The sequence below is a fragment of the Aquisalimonas asiatica genome (assembly GCF_900110585.1).
Lineage (GTDB): Bacteria > Pseudomonadota > Gammaproteobacteria > Nitrococcales > Aquisalimonadaceae > Aquisalimonas > Aquisalimonas asiatica.
Genome location: NZ_FOEG01000010.1, coordinates 37,454 through 54,801 on the forward strand (window position 1 = coordinate 37,454; position 17,348 = coordinate 54,801).

Genomic DNA, 17,348 nt, shown 5'->3' on the forward strand with positions numbered 1-17,348 from the left:
GCGGCCGCCGGTGGCGATCACCCTGAACGTCACCGCGCCTCGACATCATGGGCGTCAAGGACGTGGGCGGCGCTGCCGTCCCAGCCGCCACCCATGGCCTTGAACAGGGTGGCGGTTGCGCTCAGGCGATCCCGGGTGGCCTCCACTGCCGTGAGCTCCGCCTCAAGCAGGGCCCGTTCGGCATCGAGCAGCTCGAACAGGCCGGTCAGCCCCTCGTCATACTGCAGCTCGGCCATGTCGCGGGTGTCCTCGATGGCCTCGAGCTGACGCCCCACGGCCTCGATGCGGTCACTGCTGGTGTCGTAGACGATCAGGGCGTCGCGGACCTCGCGAAACGCGGTGGTCACGGTGATGTTGTACTGGATCTCCGCCTGCTCCCGCAGGGACTCCGCCGTGTCCACCTGCGCCCGGCCACGCCCGAAGTCGAACAACGGCCCGCCCACCGAGGCACCCAGCCCCCAGGTTTCGGCGGGGCCGGTAAACAGGTCGCCGGTGGCCGTGGCGGCGGTACCGAGCATGGCCGACAGGCTGACCTGTGGCAGCCGGTTCGCCTCGGCGACGCCGATTTCGGCGGTGGATGCCATGAGCCCGGCCTCGGCGGCACGGATGTCCGGCCGTCGGCGCAGGATGTCGGCGGGCGTGTCTTCGGGCATGGCATCCGGCAGCTCCAGCTCGCGCAGGCGGCCTTCGCCGAAGTCCAGCTCGCCGAGCAGCTCACCCGGCTGCGCCCCCACCAGCACGGCGAGCGCGCTCTCCAGGGTCATGACCTGTTCACGCAGCGGTGGCAGGCTGGCGCGGGTAGTCTCCAGTTCCGAGCGGGCCTGGCGCACGGCCAGCGCATCGGCACTGCCCTCTTCGTAGCGCGCCTCCTCGATGTCCAGGGACCGCTGCCGTGAGCGGACCGTCTCCTCGGTCAGGGCGAGCTGTTCTTCCGCGGCACGCAGGTTGATGTACGTGGTGACCACGTCGGTGGCCACGTTCAGGCGCACGGCATCGCGGCTGAAGGCAGACTCCAGCAGCATGCCCTCGGCGGCATCCCGCTGGCTGGCGAGCCGGCCCCAGAGGTCCAGCTCGTAGCCGAGCATGCCCGACACCGAAAACAGATTACCGGTGCCCTCAGCGCCCGGGATCGGCGTGGTGGCCTCGGGCTGCCGCTCCCGCGCGGCTTCCGCCTGGGCATCCACTGTCGGCATGCGCTCGGCGTCGGCCAGGCCGAGGCGGGCGTGGGCCTCCATCACCCGCTCGGCCTGCAGGCGCACATCAAGGTTGTCGTCCAGGGCACGCTCCACCAGGTCGTCCAGCACCGGATCGTCGAAGTGCGTCCACCAGGCCTGCCAGTCGGCGTCCTCGGTGGTGTCGAACAGCTCGTGCTCCGGCCACTCGTCGGGCAGCTCGGTCTCCGGCCGTTCGTACTCGGGGCCCACGGCGCAGCCCGCGATCAGGGCCGCGCTGGCAGCCAGACTCAGTAGCTTACGCATGGGCTTCCTCCTTGCGACGCTGGCGCCGTTCCTTCTGCCATGTGGCCAGGTCCTCCAGCAGTTTGTAGAACAGGGGCACGAACAGCAGCGCCAGGGTGCTGGCAGCGATCATGCCGCCCACAACGACGGTGCCGATCTCCTGGCGACTGACCGCACCGGCGCCCGTAGCGAACACCAGCGGCAGGGTGCCGATGATGAACGTCAGCGCCGTCATCATGATGGCGCGGAAGCGCTGACGGGCGGCCGCCAGTGCGGCGTCCAGCGACGACATGCCCTGGCTGCGGTTCTGGGCCGCGAACTCCACGATGAGAATGGCATTCTTGGCCGCGAGCCCGATCAGCACCAGTAGCCCGATCTGGAAGTAGATGTCGTTGGGGAAGCCCCGCAGCGCCGAGGCGAGCGCCGCCCCGAACACGGCAAACGGCACCGCGGATGCCACGGCAATGGGCAGGGTCAGCCGCTCATACTGGGCTACCAGGATGAGGAAGACCATGACCAGCCCCAGGGCGAAGGCGATGCCACCGGCGGCCTCCGCCGCCTGGAGCTGATACGCTTCGCCGGTCCAGCCGAGCAGCTCGTTGTCCGACAGCACGTCCTCTTCCACGGCCTGCATGGCGGCCAGGGCATCACCGGTGGTGTACCCGGGCGCCGGATCCGCCATGATCTTGGCCGCCGGATAGACGTTGAAGCGATCAATGATGTCCGGCCCTGTGGTGCGCTCCAGCGTCACCAGGGAGCTCACCGGCAGCATGTCACCATCGTCGTTGCGTACGAAAACGCGCCGCAGGTCGTCCGGGTGACTGCGGTAGGCGCTCTTGGCCTGCATGTTCACCTGCCAGTTCCGCCCTTCGAGCGTGAAGTCGTTGACGTAGTCGGCCCCGAACGTGCTCTGCAGGGCGCCGAACACCTGGTCGATGGGCACACCCGCGGCGCGCGCCTTCTCCCGGTCGACCTCGGCGTGGTAGCGCGGGATGCTGGTATCCAGGGTGACGTTGACGTTGGCCAGCTCCGGGCGTTCGTTGGCGGCGGCGACGAAGCGCTCGCCAATGGCCTGGATCTCTTCCGGTGACTCGTCACCGCGCACCTGCAGAAATCCTTCCACGCCGCCCGTCAGCGACAGCCCCTGGATGGGAGGCGGCACGAAGGCAAGGATATTGCCTTCCTGCATCTGCGCGCCCATGCCCATGAAACGATTCGCCAGACTCTGGGCGTCCTGCCCCTCGCCGGTGCGCTCGCTCCAGTCCGCGAGGGTGAGAAAGGCGACACCCGCATTGGGGCGCAGGGCGCCGGCGATCATGTCGAACCCGGCAAAGCTCACCACCTCGTCCACCTCGTCCATGCCGACGAGCTGGTCGGTCATGGCGTCCCGGAACGCCTCGGTGCGCCCCAGCGACGCACCGGCAGGCAGCATGGGCGCCACCAGCACGAAGCCCTGGTCCTCCTGGGGCACCAGCCCGTCGGCCATGCGCGACAGGGTGAACAGCGCCACACCGATCATGGCGACGAAGAGCAGTACGCCGACCACGGCGTGGCGCAGGAAGAAGTGCACCACCCGGACGAAGCCGTTGGTCAGACGGTCGAACCCGGCATTGAACCACCGCAGGGGCGCTACCGGCTCCTTGAGCGGTTTCTCCAGCAGAATGGCGCACATGGCCGGGGTCAGGGTGAGAGCCACAACCGCCGAGATCACCACCGAGACCGCAATGGTGATGGCGAACTGCTGGTACAGCTCGCCGGTCAGGCCACCGAGGAACGCCACGGGCGCGAACACCGCCACCAGCACCAGGGTGGAGGCCACCACCGCCCCGGAGACCTGTTTCATGGTCTCCACCGACGCCTGGTAGGCCGACAGGGCCTGCTCCTTGATGAGCCGCTCGACGTTCTCCATGACGATGATGGCGTTATCCACCACCACGCCGATGGCGAGGATGAGCCCGAACAGGGTGAGCAGGTTCACCGAGAACCCGAGCGCCTGCATGCCCGCGAACGTCCCGATCAGGGAGACCGGGATTGCCGCCAGCGGGATGAGCGTGCTGCGCAGGTGCTGCAGGAACAGGAACGTCACCGCCATCACCAGCAGCAGGGCGATGCCCAGGGTGATCAACACCTCCTGGATGGAGGCCTCGATGAAATCGGTGGTGTCGTAGGGGATCTGGTACTCAAGGCCCTCGGGGAACCGTGACTCCATGTCCTCCAGCACGCCACGGACCCGCGCCGCCGTTTCCACCGCGTTGGCGCCCGGCTGCAGGTACACGCCGATGGGGACCGTGGGCTGACTGTTGTAGGTGGCGGAGAAGTCGTAGCCCTGAGCGCCGAGCTGGACGTCGGCCACCTGCCCCAGCCGCAGCGACTGACCGTCGGCGTCGCTGCGGATGATGACATCCTCGAAGTCTTCCGGGTCGGTCAACCTGCCCGGCGTGCTGACGCTGAAGGTAAAGGCCTGGTCGTCCTCGGCGGGCTGGGCACCGATCCGGCCCGCGGCAAACTGGGCGTTCTGCTCCCGCAGCGCCGAGGCAATGTCCGACGGCGTGAGCTGGTACTCCGCCATGCGCTCGGGATCGAGCCACACGCGCATGGAGTAGTCCTGGGCGCCGAACAGCGATGCATCCCCCACACCGGGCAGACGGACCAGCTCGTCGATGACGTTGAGCAGCGCATAGTTGCTGATGTCCACGTCATCCATGCTGCCGTCCTCGGAGAACAGCGCCAGGACCTGCAGGATGTCCGTGGAGCGGGCCTCGACCTGCACCCCCTGCTGCTGCACCTCTTCCGGCAGGCGGGCCATGGCGCGCTGAACCCGGTTGTTGACGTTGATCGCGGCCTGGTCCGGGTCGGTGCCCATCTCGAAGGTCACCACCAACTGGATCATGCCGGCGTCGGTGCTGCTCGACTCCATGTAGATCATGTTGTCGACGCCGTTGATCTCCTGCTCCAGGGGCGCGGCCACGGACTCGGCGATCACCTCGGCGCTGGCGCCCGGGTAGGTGGCCTCGACCACGATCTCCGGCGGCACCACGTCCGGGTACTGCTCCACGGGCAGCGTGGCCAGTGCCGCGCCGCCCATGATGAGGATGATGATGGAGATCACCGAGGCGAACAGCGGCCGGTCGATGAAGAAGCGGAACATCAGATGTCCTCCTCATCGGTGATGTCCACCGGTGCACCGTCGCCGACAGAGGCGTGGCCGTTGATGATGACCCGGTCACCATCGTCGAGGCCGCTCAGCACGACCTGGTCACCGTCGACTACCGGCCCGAGCTCCACGGCGCGGGCACTGGCGTTGCCGTCGTCGTCCACCACGTAGAGCTGGGGTCCGTCGGCGCCTTCGCTGATGACCGTCTCCGGTACGCGGAAAATGTCGTCCAGGGTCTCCAGCACCACGCGGATCCGCACGAACTGGCCGGGGATGATGGTGCCATCCGGGTTGTCGAACACGGCGCGGGCGGTCACCGAACCGGTCCCGTGGTCGATGGTGCTGGCGGTGAAGTCCACCACGCCGTCCTGATCATACTCACCCCCCTCGGGCAGCAGCAGCGCCGCCTCACGGCGGTAGTCCTGGTCGTCACCGGCGGCGGCCCGGGCGCGCCGGGCGGTACGCTGGATGGCGGCATCGTCCTCCGGCAGGGCGAAGCGCACGTGCACCGGGTCGTGCTGCACGATGGTGGTGAGCAGCGTGCCCGGATCGAGCAGGCTGCCCTCCGGCACCGCTTCCAGGCTGGTGACGCCGGAGACCGGCGCCTCCACGGTGGCGTAATCCAGCTGCAGGCGCGCCTGGGTGACCTGGGCTTCCGCCACCGACACGGCGGCCCGTGCGAGCGTCACGGCGGAACGCGCCGAGTCGCGCTCCCGCTCGCTGATGGCATCACGCTCATACAGCCGTTCGATCCGGCGCCACTCGCGTTCGGCCTCTTCCAGGTCGGCCCGCGCAGACTCCCGCTGCGCTTCCGCCTCCTCCAGCCGCGCCTCGAACGGCTCCGGATCGATGCGGAACAGGGCTTCGCCCCGCTCGACCATCTGTCCTTCCTGGTAGAGCCGCTCCTCGAGAATGCCCTCGACCCGGGCGCGCACCTCCACCTCGCGGGCGCCGTGGACGCGTCCGGCGTAGTCCTGTTCCACGTCCACCGTCGTGGGCGACACGGCGGCCACGGTCACGGGCGGTGGCGGCTGCTCCGATTCGCCGGACTCCCCGTCATCCCCGGAGCAGGCGGTGAGCAAAAGCGCGGCAATGACGGACGCGGTCAAGACGGCGATACGCCGCCCCTGGTGCTGCAATCGGAAGAAGGTGGCCATCACTGGCATCTCCAGTTGAGTTCTGTCTTGATTGTGGTGTGGTCGCCGGCGCGTCCGGATCAGGCAGTGTCCGACTCCGATCCGGGTACGAGCATGCCGTGAAGCAGGATGTCGAGTATCCGCTCGGCCCGGGCAACAAGCGGATCGGTGGCACCCGCCAGGCGGTGGGCGATGACAGTCCCGTACATGGCGTCGGAGAAGACCCGCCCGGCCTCCGCAGAGTCGATCGAGCGCATGCGCCCCTGCGCCTTGAGCTGGTCCAGCAGCACATCCCAGTCCGGCCGATCGCGCTCCCACTGCACGAAGTACACCGGCTTGCCCCGATCCCTGAACTCCGCACGCTCCTGGATGAACAGCTCGATGACCTCCGGGTGATCATCGAAGAACTGCAGGTAGACCCGGGTCGCCAGGCGGATCTTCTCCAGCGGGTCATTCAGCCCCTCTACCGCAGTCGTCGCACGGGAATGGATCGTTTCGACAGCACGCTCGACACAGGCGAGAAACAACGCTTCCTTGGAGTCGAACAGGCGGTAGATGGTGCCCTTGCCCACGCCAATGGCATCGGCGATATCCTGAACGTCCGTACACCGGTAGCCGTGTTCGGCAAAGTGGGGACCGGCGGCACACAGGATCTGGTCGCGCCGTTCTTCGGCGGAGAGTCGCGTGCGCTTCTTCATGTGCTGCTGATCGTGCTCTGCCATGAACGAACCACCCTGTTTCCCACCGCCGCGGCGGAAGGCTATTACCTTAAGTGCGCTTGAGGTCAAGCCGCCGGGGAGGCGACATGACCATTGCGGACGGACGAGTCAGTCCGTATATTGACTGCAGGCTGCCCACCGGGTCAACCCCGACGCGCCACCGCCGGGCCTGGCCCTGCGGTGGACACACCGAATCACCGCCAGGACGCACGCGCAGGAACGCAGAACATGCCCCGAAGCCACTGGACAATCCGGACCGCGTTGTTCGCCGGGCTCGCGCTCGCCCTTCCCGCACCAGCGGGCACGGCACTGGGCAGCGACGACGGGGGCGAGCAGCGCCAGACGCTCAGGCAGCATCTGGCCAACATGGACGACGAGCCGGCGCTCACCGTGAACGAGCCCATGTACTTCATCATCGGGCGCCGTGATGGCGGTGATACCACCGCGCGCTTTCAGCTCAGCTTCAAGTACCGCCTGCTGGATGCGGAATCGGCCATCGTTGACGCGGCCCCGTGGCTGGGCCGCCTGCACTTCGGCTACACGCAGACCTCCCTGTGGAACTGGAGCGCCGACGGCTACCCGTTCGAGGACACCAGCTACCGGCCCAGCCTGTTCTGGGAGTTCGGTTCCATGCACCAACTGGATCGCGCCGGATACCTGCGCTTCGGGGTGGAGCACGAGTCGAACGGCCAGGCGGGCGACCCGGCGCGCAGCATGGACACGCTGTTCATCATGCCGGGCGTGTCGCTGGATGCCTTCGGCCGCGAGCTGGTGGTCAGCACGCGCGTGTTCACCTACCTGAACAAGGGCAGCGAGAACCGGGACATCCAGCAGTACCGCGGCTACGGCGACCTGATCGTCCGCTACGGCGACGACGACAGCTGGGTGCTGCAGGCCATGTATCGCCACGGCACAGGGGGGAACAGCACCACCCAGGTGGACCTGTCCATCCCGATCCGCGAGCGCATCTTCGCGCGCACCGGCGCCTATATCTACATCCAGGCGTTCGAGGGCTACGGCGAGACGCTCCGGGATTACGATCAACGCGCCAGCCTTGGCGGGCGTATCGGCGTGGCCTTCGTCCGATGAATCCGCCAGTACGCAGGCAATCAGGTGTGCCCTTTGCCCCGGCATCCCCCCACCCTTACGCCGGGGCCTTTTTATTCGCAGCAAGGAGCCAGCCATGACGGACTCGACCGACTTACACCACATTGTCGTGGTCGGCGGCGGCGCTGGCGGCCTGGAACTGGCCACGCGCCTCGGCCGCCGGCTGGGGCGCCGCGGCCGTGCCCGGGTCACGCTGGTGGACGGCAAGCTCTCGCACGTGTGGAAGCCGCTGTTCCACGAGCTGGCCGCCGGGACGCTGTACTCCTACGACGACACGGTGGACTACCTGGCCCAGGCAAAGCGCCACGGCTTCCGGTTCCGGTTCGGTCACATGCACGGCCTCGACCGGGGCGACCGCCGAATCACCCTCGCACCGGTGATCGACGAATCCGGGCAGGAGCTGGCACCGGAGCGCGCGCTCCACTACGACACCCTGGTCCTTGCGGTGGGCAGTGTCAGCAACCATTTCGGCACGCCCGGCGCGGCGGAGCACTGCATGTTCCTGGACACCGTTGACGAGGCCGAGCGCTTCCAGCGCAACATGGCCAAGGCGTATTTCCGCGCCCAGGAGCAGCGCAGCCCGCTGGCGGACGGCCAGTTGTCCGTCGCCATTGTCGGTGCGGGCGCCACCGGCGTGGAGCTGGCGGCGGAGATGCGCAATGCGGCGCGCAAGGCGGTACACTACGGGCTCGACCGCATCGACCCGGAGCGGGACCTCAAACTGACGCTCATCGAGGCATCCGAGCGCGTGCTGCCCGCGCTTGCGCCTGCCCTGTCGGAACGCACCCACCGCCAGCTCGAGGGGCTGGGCGTCCGTGTGGTGACCGGCCGCAAGGTGGTCGGCGTCACCGACGGCGGCGTGGCACTGGACGATGGCGAATTCATCGCCGCCGAGCACCGGGTGTGGGCCGCCGGGATCAAGGCGCCGGACTGGCTTGCCGGGCTGGACGGGCTCACGACCAACCGTGCCAACCAGATCCAGGTCACCCGGGGGCTGCAGTCCACCACCGACCCCGACATCTTCGCCATGGGCGACTGCGCTGCCTGCCCCATGCCCGACGGCCAGGGCCTGGTGCCACCCCGCGCCCAGGCCGCCAGCCAACAGGCGATATTCCTGGCCACGGCCATGACACGCCGCCTGCAAGGCCGGGCGCCGGGGTCATTCACCTACCGGGACCACGGCTCGCTCATCGCCCTGAACGAGGGGCACGCGGTGGGCCGGCTCATGGGCAGCGTGTTCGGTAACCAGCTGATCGAGGGAACCATGGCGCGGCTGGCCTACGCCATGCTCTACCGCAAACACCAGGCAACCCTGCACGGTGTGCCGACGACCGCGCTCACGGCACTCGCGCGCTGGCTGACCCGGCATGTGCATCCCCGCCTGAAGCTGCATTAAGGAAACGCCGGCACACCGCGCGCTTGCATCGCAACCGGCGGGCGGCCCATGCTTTCCGCCATGATTCCGCTCGCCGCCATCGAGGATGCACTGCCCGCCATGGACCTGACACTGGCGACACCCGCGCTGCTGTTCCCGGCCATCTCCCTGCTGCTGCTGGCCTATACCAATCGCTTCCTCGCGCTCGCGGCGCTGATCCGCGACCTGCAGTCGCGCTACCGCGACACCCACGAGGAGACAGTTTACCGGCAGATCGAGAACCTGCAGAGGCGGGTCGTGCTAATCCGCAACATGCAGGTGCTGGGCGTCTCGAGCCTGTTCATCTGCGTGCTGTGCATGCTGCTGCTGATGGCCGGCTGGAGCCTGATTGCCACGGCGCTGTTCGTGCTCAGCCTGCTGCTGATGATGCTCTCTCTGGCGCTCTCCCTGCACGAGATCCAGATCTCCGTGGAGGCGCTCAGAATCCAGCTCGGCGATATCGCCGATGACCGCCCCACCGCCGGTACCGGTCGCCGGGATGACGGCGACAACCCACCGCCCGCACCGTGAGGGCCGCCAGGCCGACGGAGTTCGGGTACACTGCGGGCCGGTCGTTTGACATGGCCGGGCACGCTGCCCGGTGAACACGTGGAATGGACGCACATGATTGTTGATCCCTGGGTCATCTGGATACTCGTTGCGGCCACGCTGTTGCTGGTGGACCTGTTCATCGTGGGTGGCACCGACGGCCTGCGGCTGACGTTCACGGTGATGGCCGTGGCCGGCGCCATCGCCGCCTGGGTGGTGCCGGAGAGCGTGCCGACACAGTTCGGCGTGGCGGCGGTGACGGGCATGCTCGCGCTGCCGGCCCTGCTGTGGCTCTTCCGCCGGTCCACCCGGGGGAAAGCCGGTGCGGGCCACGACGACCCGCGCGTCCGCGAGCGCGTGCTGTCGGTCGAGACGCGGGACAGAACCACCGGGGTCGTCTTTCTCGGGGATTTCTTCCCGGCGCGGCGGGCCGACGGCGGCCTCCTGCAACCCGGCGACCGCGTGCGCATACGGCACTTCGAAGGCATCACCGCCGTGGTGGAGCCGGAACACGCCGACCCGCAACACTAATCTGCCGGCGTTGTCTGACGCCGGCCCTGTTCAAACAAAGAGGTTGATTGTCATGGATATCCCGGTCTCCGGAATCATTGCGCTGATCGCGCTCGCCCTGGTGGTGGTGCTCCTGGCCCAGGGGCTGGTCATGGTGCACCAGCGCCGCACCATGGTCATCGAGCGCCTGGGCAAGTTCCACCGGGTGCTGGAGCCGGGTCTGCGGTTCATCATCCCGTTCATTGATCAGCCCCGCGCCATCAGCATTCTGCGGTTCAAGGGCGATGAGCCGTTCGTGACCCAGGAGCGGCTCATCGACATGCGCGAGATCGTGCTGGACTTCCCGGCGCAGTCGGTGATCACCAAGGACAACGTCAACACCCAGGTGGACGGCGTGCTGTACTACCAGATCCTGGATCCGCAGGCGTCGGTGTACGGCACCGAGAACCTGGTGCTGGCCATCCAGACCCTTGCGCAGACCTCCCTGCGCTCGGAGATCGGCACCATGGAGCTGGACAAGATCTTCGAGTCCCGCCAGGACATCAACGACCGCCTGCGGGCCACCATGGACGAAGCCGGCGACAAGTGGGGCGTGAAGGTGAACCGGGTGGAGATCCGCGACATCTCCGTGCCCAACGAGATCCGCGAGGCCATGAACCAGCAGATGGTTGCCGAGCGCAACCGGCGCGCCAAGGTGCGCGAGGCCGAGGGCTACCGGGAGTCGGAGATCCTGCAGGCGGAGGGCGACAAGCAGGCCGCCATCCTGCAGGCCCAGGGCGAGCGTGACGCCGCCATCGCCAACGCCGAGGGGGACAAGCAGGCAGCGGTGCTGGTGGCCGAGGGCGAGGCGGAGGCCATCCGCAAGATCGTCGACTCCATGGGCGGCCAGGCCAGCGCCCAGCAGGCGGTGCAGTACCTGGTGGCGCAGAAGTACATCGAGATGCTGCCGGACATGGCGAAGAACGGCGACCGCGTGTTCATCCCTGCCGAGACCAGCTCGCTGATGGGCTCCGTGGGCGGCATCCAGGAGCTGCTGCGCTCGGTGCCGGCCGCCGCGGCGCGCTGACGGCCACCCTCGGAGGCTTGCCCAGATGATGGACTGGCTGTTCGGCAACCCGGCACTGATGTGGTGGATGGCCGCCGGTTCACTGGTGATGCTGGTGGCGGGGCTCGTGCTGGTCCCGGTGATTGTCGTGCGGTTGCCGCGCAGGTACTTCGCGCACCGCCAGCGCCGGCGCGAGCGCATGCTGGCGCCGGGTCATCCGGTGATCCGCGTCAGCGTGCTGCTGGTGAAGAACGCCGTCGGCGCGGTGCTGGTCATGGCCGGCCTGGTGATGCTGGTACTGCCCGGCCAGGGCGTGCTGACCATCCTGGTGGGGCTCAGCCTGCTCAACTTCCCGGGCAAGTACAAGCTGGAGCGGTGGATCGTCAGCCGGCCGGCGGTGTTCCAGTCCATGAACTGGCTGCGCCGGCGGTACGGTCGCAGGCCGCTGGTGCTGTAAACCGGTTTGGTGGACCTGAAGGTCCACCCTACGCAGGCTCGCGGCGACACGGTTCCCATGGCACCCGTAGGGTGGACCTTCAGGTCCACCAGCCAGAGACTCGCCCCGGCACCCGACCGCGACCGATCCGCCTAGAGCTTCGTATCCAGCGGCTTGAGCCGGCGCTCGATCTGCTCCCGTTGCGGCTCCAGGAACGGCGGCAGGGCCAGGCTCTCGCCCATGGCGTCCTTCGGCTCATCGGTAGCGAACCCGGGACCATCGGAGGCTAGTTCAAACAGAATGCCGTTGGGCTCCCGGAAATACAGGCTGCGGAAGTAGTACCGATCCACCGGCCCACTGTTGGGCAGCCGGATGGATGCCAGATGCTGCGCCCAATCGTCGTAGTCGGCATCGTCCACCCGGAACGCCACGTGGTGAACACCACCGGCGCCGGGCTGCGCCTGGGGCCGGTCCGGCTCCACCGCCACGTGCAGCTCCGCCCCCGCACCGCCGGGCCCCATGCTGTAGACCAGCACGTTGACGCCGTCATGCTCGTAGGAGCGGACCTGCACCATACCCATCACCCGGGTCAGCAGCACCTCGGTGGGCTCGTGGTGGCGAATGCTGATGGTGATCGGGCCCAGACCGCGGATCTGGTGCTCCAGGGGAACGGGGCTGCGGTCCCAGGGATGTGCGTCGCCGGCACCACCATCATCCACCAGCGCCAGGCGCTGGCCTTCGTGATCCTCGAAGTCCAGGGTCAGCCGCCCGTCACGCTCCTCCACCGGACTGTGGACGACGCCGAGCGACTGGAACCGCTCCTCCCACCAGCGCAGCGTCTCCGCGCCGGCGACCCGGAACGCGGTGCGCACGATGCTCTGGCTGCCCCGCCGCTCCGGCGGAGCAGGAAAATCGAAGAAGGTGATATCGGTGCCGGGCGAGCCTTCGGCATCGGCATAGAACAGGTGGTAGGCCTCGGTCTGATCCTGGTTCACGGTCTTCTTGACCAGCCGCAGCCCCAGGGTCCGGGTATAGAAAGCATAGTTCCCGGGCGCGTCGGCGCTCACGGCAGTGAGATGGTGAATGCCTTTGAGCTGCATGGTCGATAAACCTCCAGACCCTGTTGCGTAACAAGCCGTGTCATACTCTGCACAACTTTGGTAAAAGATACCATTGATGCCATGGCGGATCACCACAGCAACCGGAACGACGCCCGCCTCCGGGCGCACGACGCGCCCGGCATCCCCGCACGGGAGCAGGCGCTGCTGGCCGCGTTCGGCGCACGTGCCGGTATACACCGGCTACTGCCGCGGCTCAGCCCGATCCTTCTGGCCCTGACCATCGGAGTCTGGCTGCTTGCGCCGCCGGCCGCAATCCATGCAGTGACCCCCTGGGTCGGCGCCGCCGCACTGATCGGGGCCGGCGCGTATCTGGCGAGAATCGTTCTGGTCACCGGACGCGTGACACTGGATCAGGCCACCCGCAACGGCACCCTGACCCCGGCCACGGTGACACGCATCCGTCGCGGCATACTCCAGGCCATGGCCATGGCGGGGGGCACGATTGCCCTGGGTATCGCCTTTCTCGTGACCAGCCTGCACGTGCTGCAGGACGGCGCCCCCGCGGCGTACGCGGCACTCCTCTGGGGGCTCTGCCTTGGCGGCTTTCTGCTGTCGCTGTACATCGGCGAGCTGGTGATGCGCCTCGCCGACACCGTTGAAGCCCCGCAGCCGCGGCCCGACGGGCAGTAACCAGGTTTATGCGTCACAATGAACAAACGTACCATCACTATCGAACAAGGTGCGGTGTGACCCACACGAAGGCAAGAGGCGGGCCGTGTGAGCATCCACACCCCATAACGATGGAGGTACGCGGCATGGGCAAACCGGCACAGGCGAGACTCCCCGCTGGCGTGGCGGAGCGGATTCTCGATTACACCTCGGAAGCCGTGCTGGTGGCGGACGCGAACCGCGAGATCTGCTGGGTGAACCGGGCATTCACGACGATCACCGGCTACACGCTTGACGACGTGCGCGGGCGACAGCCCACGTTGTTCCGCAGTGATCACCACGACGACGCGTTCTACCAGGCCATCTACGAGAAGCTCATGACCACCGGCTCCTGGTGCGGCGAGATCTGGCGACGCCGCAAGGACGGCGACGTCTTCCCGGCGCTGCTCACGGTCACGCGGATCGTCGGCGACACGCCCGATGACACGTTCTACGTGGACTTCTTCACGGACATGGCCGCCTACAAGCAGCACGAACAGCGGGTCGAGTTCCTGGTGCACCACGACGTGCTCACGGAGCTACCGAACCGTTTCCTGCTCATGGACCGCCTGGCCGGCGCGCTGGCACGCGCACGCCGGAAGGATAACGCGCTCGCCGTGCTGTTCGTGGACATCGACAACTTCAAGGCCCTGAACGATCGCCACGGCCACGCCGTGGGTGATGCCGTACTGCGGGCCGCGGCCCACCGGTTCCTGTGGTGCGTTCGCGAAGGGGACACGGTCGCCCGGCTGGGCGGCGACGAGTTCGTCATCCTGCTGGAGGAGCTGGGCTCACCGGACGACGCCGCTACCATCGGCGAGTCCATTCGCGCGGCCTTCGCCGCTCCGGTCCACCACAACGGCGTGGATCTGGAGATGACGATCAGCATCGGAATCAGTCATTATCCGTCAGATGCAACCGAACCCGATGCACTGATCGACCGGGCAGACGCCTCCATGTACCGGGCCAAACGCGCCGGGCGGAACCGGGTCGACCGGATCATCGCGGGACCTTACAGCCGATAGCAGTACAGCAGAGGGCCGCGCGCACCATGACGGAAACGGTGAAGTACCTGCTCGACGAAACCCGCATCCCCCGCCAGTGGTACAACATCAACGCGGACCTGCCCGAGCCCATGGCACCGGTGCTGCACCCGGGCACCCACCAGCCGGTCACGGCGGACGACCTGCTGCCGCTGTTCCCGCGTGGGGTGATCGAGCAGGAGATGAGCAGCGAGCGCGAGATCGACATTCCGGAACCGGTCCGCGCCGCCTACCGGCAGTGGCGCCCGGCGCCGCTGTACCGCGCGCGCCGCCTGGAGCAGGCCCTGGGCACCCCGGCACGCATCTACTACAAGTACGAAGGCGTCAGCCCCACCGGCAGTCACAAGCCGAATACGGCCGTGGCCCAGGCGTTCTACAACCATCAGGAAGGTGTGAAACGCATCACCACCGAGACCGGAGCCGGCCAGTGGGGGTCCTCCCTGGCGCTGGCTGGCGCCATGTTCGGCCTGGAGATCGCCGTCTACATGGTCAAGGTGAGCTTCCAGCAGAAGCCGTACCGGCGGGCGTTCATGGAGAGCTTCGGTGCCGAGTGCATCGCCAGCCCCAGCAACACCACCCAGGCCGGCCGGGCCATTCTGGCCGACCATCCGGACAGTACCGGCAGCCTGGGCATTGCCATCAGTGAAGCGGTGGAGATGGCCGTGCAGCGCGACGACACCCGCTACGCCCTGGGCAGCGTGCTCAACCACGTCCTGCTGCACCAGACCGTCACCGGCATCGAGGCGCGCGAACAGATGGCCATGGCCGACGACGAGCCGGACGTGGTGATCGGCTGCACCGGCGGTGGCAGCAACTTTGCCGGGCTAGTGTTTCCCTTCCTGGGCGACCAGCTGCGCGGCGGCAAGACCATGGAGTTCATCGCCGTGGAGCCCGCCGCCTGCCCGACCCTGACCAAGGGGCGCTTCGCCTACGATTTCGGCGACACCGCGCACCTGACACCTCTGACCAAGATGCACACCCTGGGCTCCGGCTTCGTGCCCTCGGGCTTCCACGCCGGCGGTCTGCGCTACCACGGCATGGCGCCGCAGATCAGCCACCTGACCGATCTCGGCCTGATCAAGCCCCGGGCCTATGAACAGCTGGAGTGCTTCGCCGCCGGTCTGGAGTTCGCCCGCGCCGAAGGCATCATCCCGGCGCCGGAGGCGAATCACGCCGTCAAGGCCGCCCTGGACGAGGCACGCCAATGCCGGGAGACCGGCGAGAGCAAGGCGATCCTGTTCAACCTGTGCGGCCACGGCAACTTCGACATGCAGGCGTACACCGATTATCTCGCCGGCAAGCTGCACGACCAGGAGTATGCCGAATCCGAGGCGGCCATGGCTCTTTCCGGGCTGCCATCGGTATGAGTCCCTGCCGGGTCACCATGCGCCATGGCGCGCGCCCACGGAGGCATTGAATGTCTGAGCTTCTGCTGATCGTTACAGCTATCGGCGTGGTAGCGCTGGTGGTCTGGCTGCGGCGCCGGCGCGGCGCTGTCGACCCCGGGAACGACCGGCTCACCCGGGCCTGCTCCGGCGACCAGGCCCAGGCGCAGCGACTGGAGGATCTGGAACATGCCCAGTCGCCCGAGCCACTGAGCCGCAGGGAGGCGCGAAAGCGCGCCCTGGAGCGGCTCATCGATGACCGGTCCACGTGACCCGCACTCCGCCCCTCGGGCCACCACCGGTCATCAACCGGTCATGTAACAGAAACGTCATATTCATCTACTTGTAACCTCCCGGCCTTTCGGGCACGCTTCCCCCGGCTCAAGAACAAGGGTTGCCTCGATTACTCATGTCCCAACCCCAACTGCCCCAGTCGTCCGACTCGGCACTGGCACGCGCCCAGACGTCTCCGGAAGCGCCGGCGTGGATGCGAGGCCTCTACGCCGGGCTGTTCCTGTACCTGTTCCTCTCCGCCCTCAACGTCATGAGCGGCGGGCTGGGCATGTTCGGCGACGAGAGCGACTGGATGGAGCGGGCGTTCGCCTACGGCGAGAACCCGTTCATCGCCCTCATGGGCGCGGTGCTGGTCACGGTGCTGGTGCAGAGTTCCTCGTTTACCACCGCGCTGATCGTCACCCTGGTCGCGGCCGGGGACATGCCGCTCGGCACGGCGGTGTTCGCCATCATGGGTGCCAATATCGGCACGGCGGTCACGGGCGTCATCGTCTCGCTGGCGAACATCCGCATCCGCCGTAACTTCCGACGGTCGTTCACCGCTGCTCTGCTGCACGATTTCTTCAACCTGCTCACGGTTGCCATCCTGTTCCCGCTGGAGTGGATCTCCGGCGCCATGCACGAGCAGGGGCGCGGGCTGCTGACGCGGCTGGCGAACTGGCTGAGCGACCTGATCGGGCTGGAAGAGGTGGCGAACCCGAACAGCCCCGTGCGCGTGATCACACGGCCCATGGTGGAACTGTTCGAGTGGCTGACGGGGCTTGCCACGCCGACGGTGATGGCCCACGGGCTGTTCATGGCGGCCATGGGCCTTCTGCTGATGTTCGTCTCGCTGGTGTTCATGGTGCAGAACCTGCGCGGCGCCCTGCTGCGGCGCATGGACGGGCTGTTCCGCACCTACTTCTTCCGCACCGACATCCGCTCCTACCTGGTGGGTGTGTTCTCGACGGTGATGGTGCAGTCGAGCACCATCACCACCAGCCTGATGGTGCCGCTGGCCGGGGCCGGCGTCGTGCCCATGCGGCGGGTCTTCCCGTTCATGATCGGCGCCAACCTGGGCACCACCGTGACCAGCATTCTCGCCGCCACGGCCAATCCGGTGTCCGCCGCGATGACCGTGGCGCTGTTCCACGTGTGCTTCAACCTGATCGGCACGGCCATCTGGTACCCGCTGCGCCGGCTGCCGGTCATGCTCGCCACCTGGTACGGCCGCCTGGCGGCAAACGCAACCCGTTATGCGTTCGCGTTCCTGTTCTTGATATTCTTGATACTGCCGGTGGCAGGGATTGTCCTCACCGAGCTACTGATCATCCATGGATAACGCCCCGCG

The 17,348-nt window shown here is 67.4% G+C and carries 16 protein-coding genes; 11 read left to right on the top strand and 5 right to left on the bottom strand.

Translation table 11 applies throughout. The annotated features are described in order from the left end of the window. Window positions 1-29: 29 nt before the first annotated feature. Genes BMZ02_RS15960 through BMZ02_RS15975 form a run of 4 tightly spaced genes read right to left on the bottom strand, consistent with a single transcriptional unit; the run spans window position 30 to window position 6,469 of the window. Complete coding sequence (locus BMZ02_RS15960; protein WP_091645682.1) at window positions 30-1,478, bottom strand: efflux transporter outer membrane subunit; 1,449 nt, start codon at window positions 1,476-1,478, stop codon at window positions 30-32. Continuing rightward, entirely contained in the window at window positions 1,471-4,605 is a 3,135-nt protein-coding gene (locus BMZ02_RS15965) for an efflux RND transporter permease subunit (RefSeq protein ID WP_091645683.1), read from the bottom strand. The genes BMZ02_RS15960 and BMZ02_RS15965 overlap by 8 nt, the downstream gene beginning before the upstream one ends. Beyond that, window positions 4,605-5,768, bottom strand: a complete 1,164-nt coding sequence (locus BMZ02_RS15970) for an efflux RND transporter periplasmic adaptor subunit (RefSeq protein ID WP_091645685.1) — start codon at window positions 5,766-5,768, stop codon at window positions 4,605-4,607. Before BMZ02_RS15970 ends, BMZ02_RS15965 begins: the two co-directional genes overlap by 1 nt. A 59-nt stretch (window positions 5,769-5,827) precedes the next feature. Beyond that, window positions 5,828-6,469 carry a TetR/AcrR family transcriptional regulator gene (locus BMZ02_RS15975; protein ID WP_091645686.1) on the bottom strand — a complete coding sequence of 214 codons (642 nt, stop codon included), beginning with the start codon at window positions 6,467-6,469 and terminating at the stop codon, window positions 5,828-5,830. Between the two features lie 225 nt (window positions 6,470-6,694). Between BMZ02_RS15975 and BMZ02_RS15980 the strand changes: the two genes are divergently transcribed. The 6 genes from BMZ02_RS15980 (at window position 6,695) to BMZ02_RS16005 (ending at window position 11,548) form a co-directional block, all read left to right on the top strand. Continuing rightward, complete coding sequence (locus BMZ02_RS15980; RefSeq protein WP_091645689.1) at window positions 6,695-7,555, top strand: phospholipase A; 861 nt, start codon at window positions 6,695-6,697, stop codon at window positions 7,553-7,555. 94 nt (window positions 7,556-7,649) lie between these two features. Beyond that, complete coding sequence (locus tag BMZ02_RS15985) at window positions 7,650-8,969, top strand: NAD(P)/FAD-dependent oxidoreductase (protein WP_091645690.1); 1,320 nt, start codon at window positions 7,650-7,652, stop codon at window positions 8,967-8,969. Between the two features lie 48 nt (window positions 8,970-9,017). Beyond that, entirely contained in the window at window positions 9,018-9,518 is a 501-nt protein-coding gene (locus BMZ02_RS15990) for a DUF2721 domain-containing protein (RefSeq protein ID WP_245754055.1), read from the top strand. 93 nt (window positions 9,519-9,611) lie between these two features. Beyond that, the gene (locus BMZ02_RS15995) at window positions 9,612-10,067 is read left to right on the top strand and encodes an NfeD family protein (RefSeq protein ID WP_139209244.1); all 456 of its coding nucleotides are present in this window, start codon (window positions 9,612-9,614) and stop codon (window positions 10,065-10,067) included. 52 nt (window positions 10,068-10,119) lie between these two features. Further along, entirely contained in the window at window positions 10,120-11,112 is a 993-nt protein-coding gene (locus tag BMZ02_RS16000) for an SPFH domain-containing protein (RefSeq protein ID WP_091645693.1), read from the top strand. Between the two features lie 25 nt (window positions 11,113-11,137). Continuing rightward, window positions 11,138-11,548, top strand: coding sequence for a PGPGW domain-containing protein (locus tag BMZ02_RS16005; RefSeq protein ID WP_091645695.1), 411 nt, complete (start codon window positions 11,138-11,140; stop codon window positions 11,546-11,548). Between the two features lie 131 nt (window positions 11,549-11,679). Here BMZ02_RS16005 and BMZ02_RS16010 read toward each other — a convergent pair whose 3' ends face one another. After that, entirely contained in the window at window positions 11,680-12,627 is a 948-nt protein-coding gene (locus tag BMZ02_RS16010) for a ring-cleaving dioxygenase (protein WP_091645697.1), read from the bottom strand. An 81-nt stretch (window positions 12,628-12,708) separates the two neighbouring features. Between BMZ02_RS16010 and BMZ02_RS16015 the strand changes: the two genes are divergently transcribed. The 5 genes from BMZ02_RS16015 to BMZ02_RS16035 all read left to right on the top strand — a co-directional run bounded on the left by BMZ02_RS16015 (window position 12,709) and on the right by BMZ02_RS16035 (window position 17,339). Beyond that, window positions 12,709-13,278 (top strand): hypothetical protein, encoded by a 570-nt coding sequence (locus BMZ02_RS16015; RefSeq protein WP_091645699.1) that lies wholly within the window; start codon window positions 12,709-12,711, stop codon window positions 13,276-13,278. Window positions 13,279-13,403: 125 nt separating this feature from the next. Then, window positions 13,404-14,321 (top strand): diguanylate cyclase domain-containing protein, encoded by a 918-nt coding sequence (locus tag BMZ02_RS16020; RefSeq protein WP_171909960.1) that lies wholly within the window; start codon window positions 13,404-13,406, stop codon window positions 14,319-14,321. 26 nt (window positions 14,322-14,347) lie between these two features. After that, complete coding sequence (locus tag BMZ02_RS16025) at window positions 14,348-15,706, top strand: TrpB-like pyridoxal phosphate-dependent enzyme (RefSeq protein ID WP_091645702.1); 1,359 nt, start codon at window positions 14,348-14,350, stop codon at window positions 15,704-15,706. Window positions 15,707-15,756: 50 nt separating this feature from the next. Further along, window positions 15,757-15,996, top strand: a complete 240-nt coding sequence (locus BMZ02_RS16030) for a hypothetical protein (RefSeq protein WP_091645704.1) — start codon at window positions 15,757-15,759, stop codon at window positions 15,994-15,996. 137 nt (window positions 15,997-16,133) lie between these two features. Then, window positions 16,134-17,339, top strand: coding sequence for a Na/Pi cotransporter family protein (locus tag BMZ02_RS16035; RefSeq protein WP_216110882.1), 1,206 nt, complete (start codon window positions 16,134-16,136; stop codon window positions 17,337-17,339). Window positions 17,340-17,348: the final 9 nt, after the last annotated feature.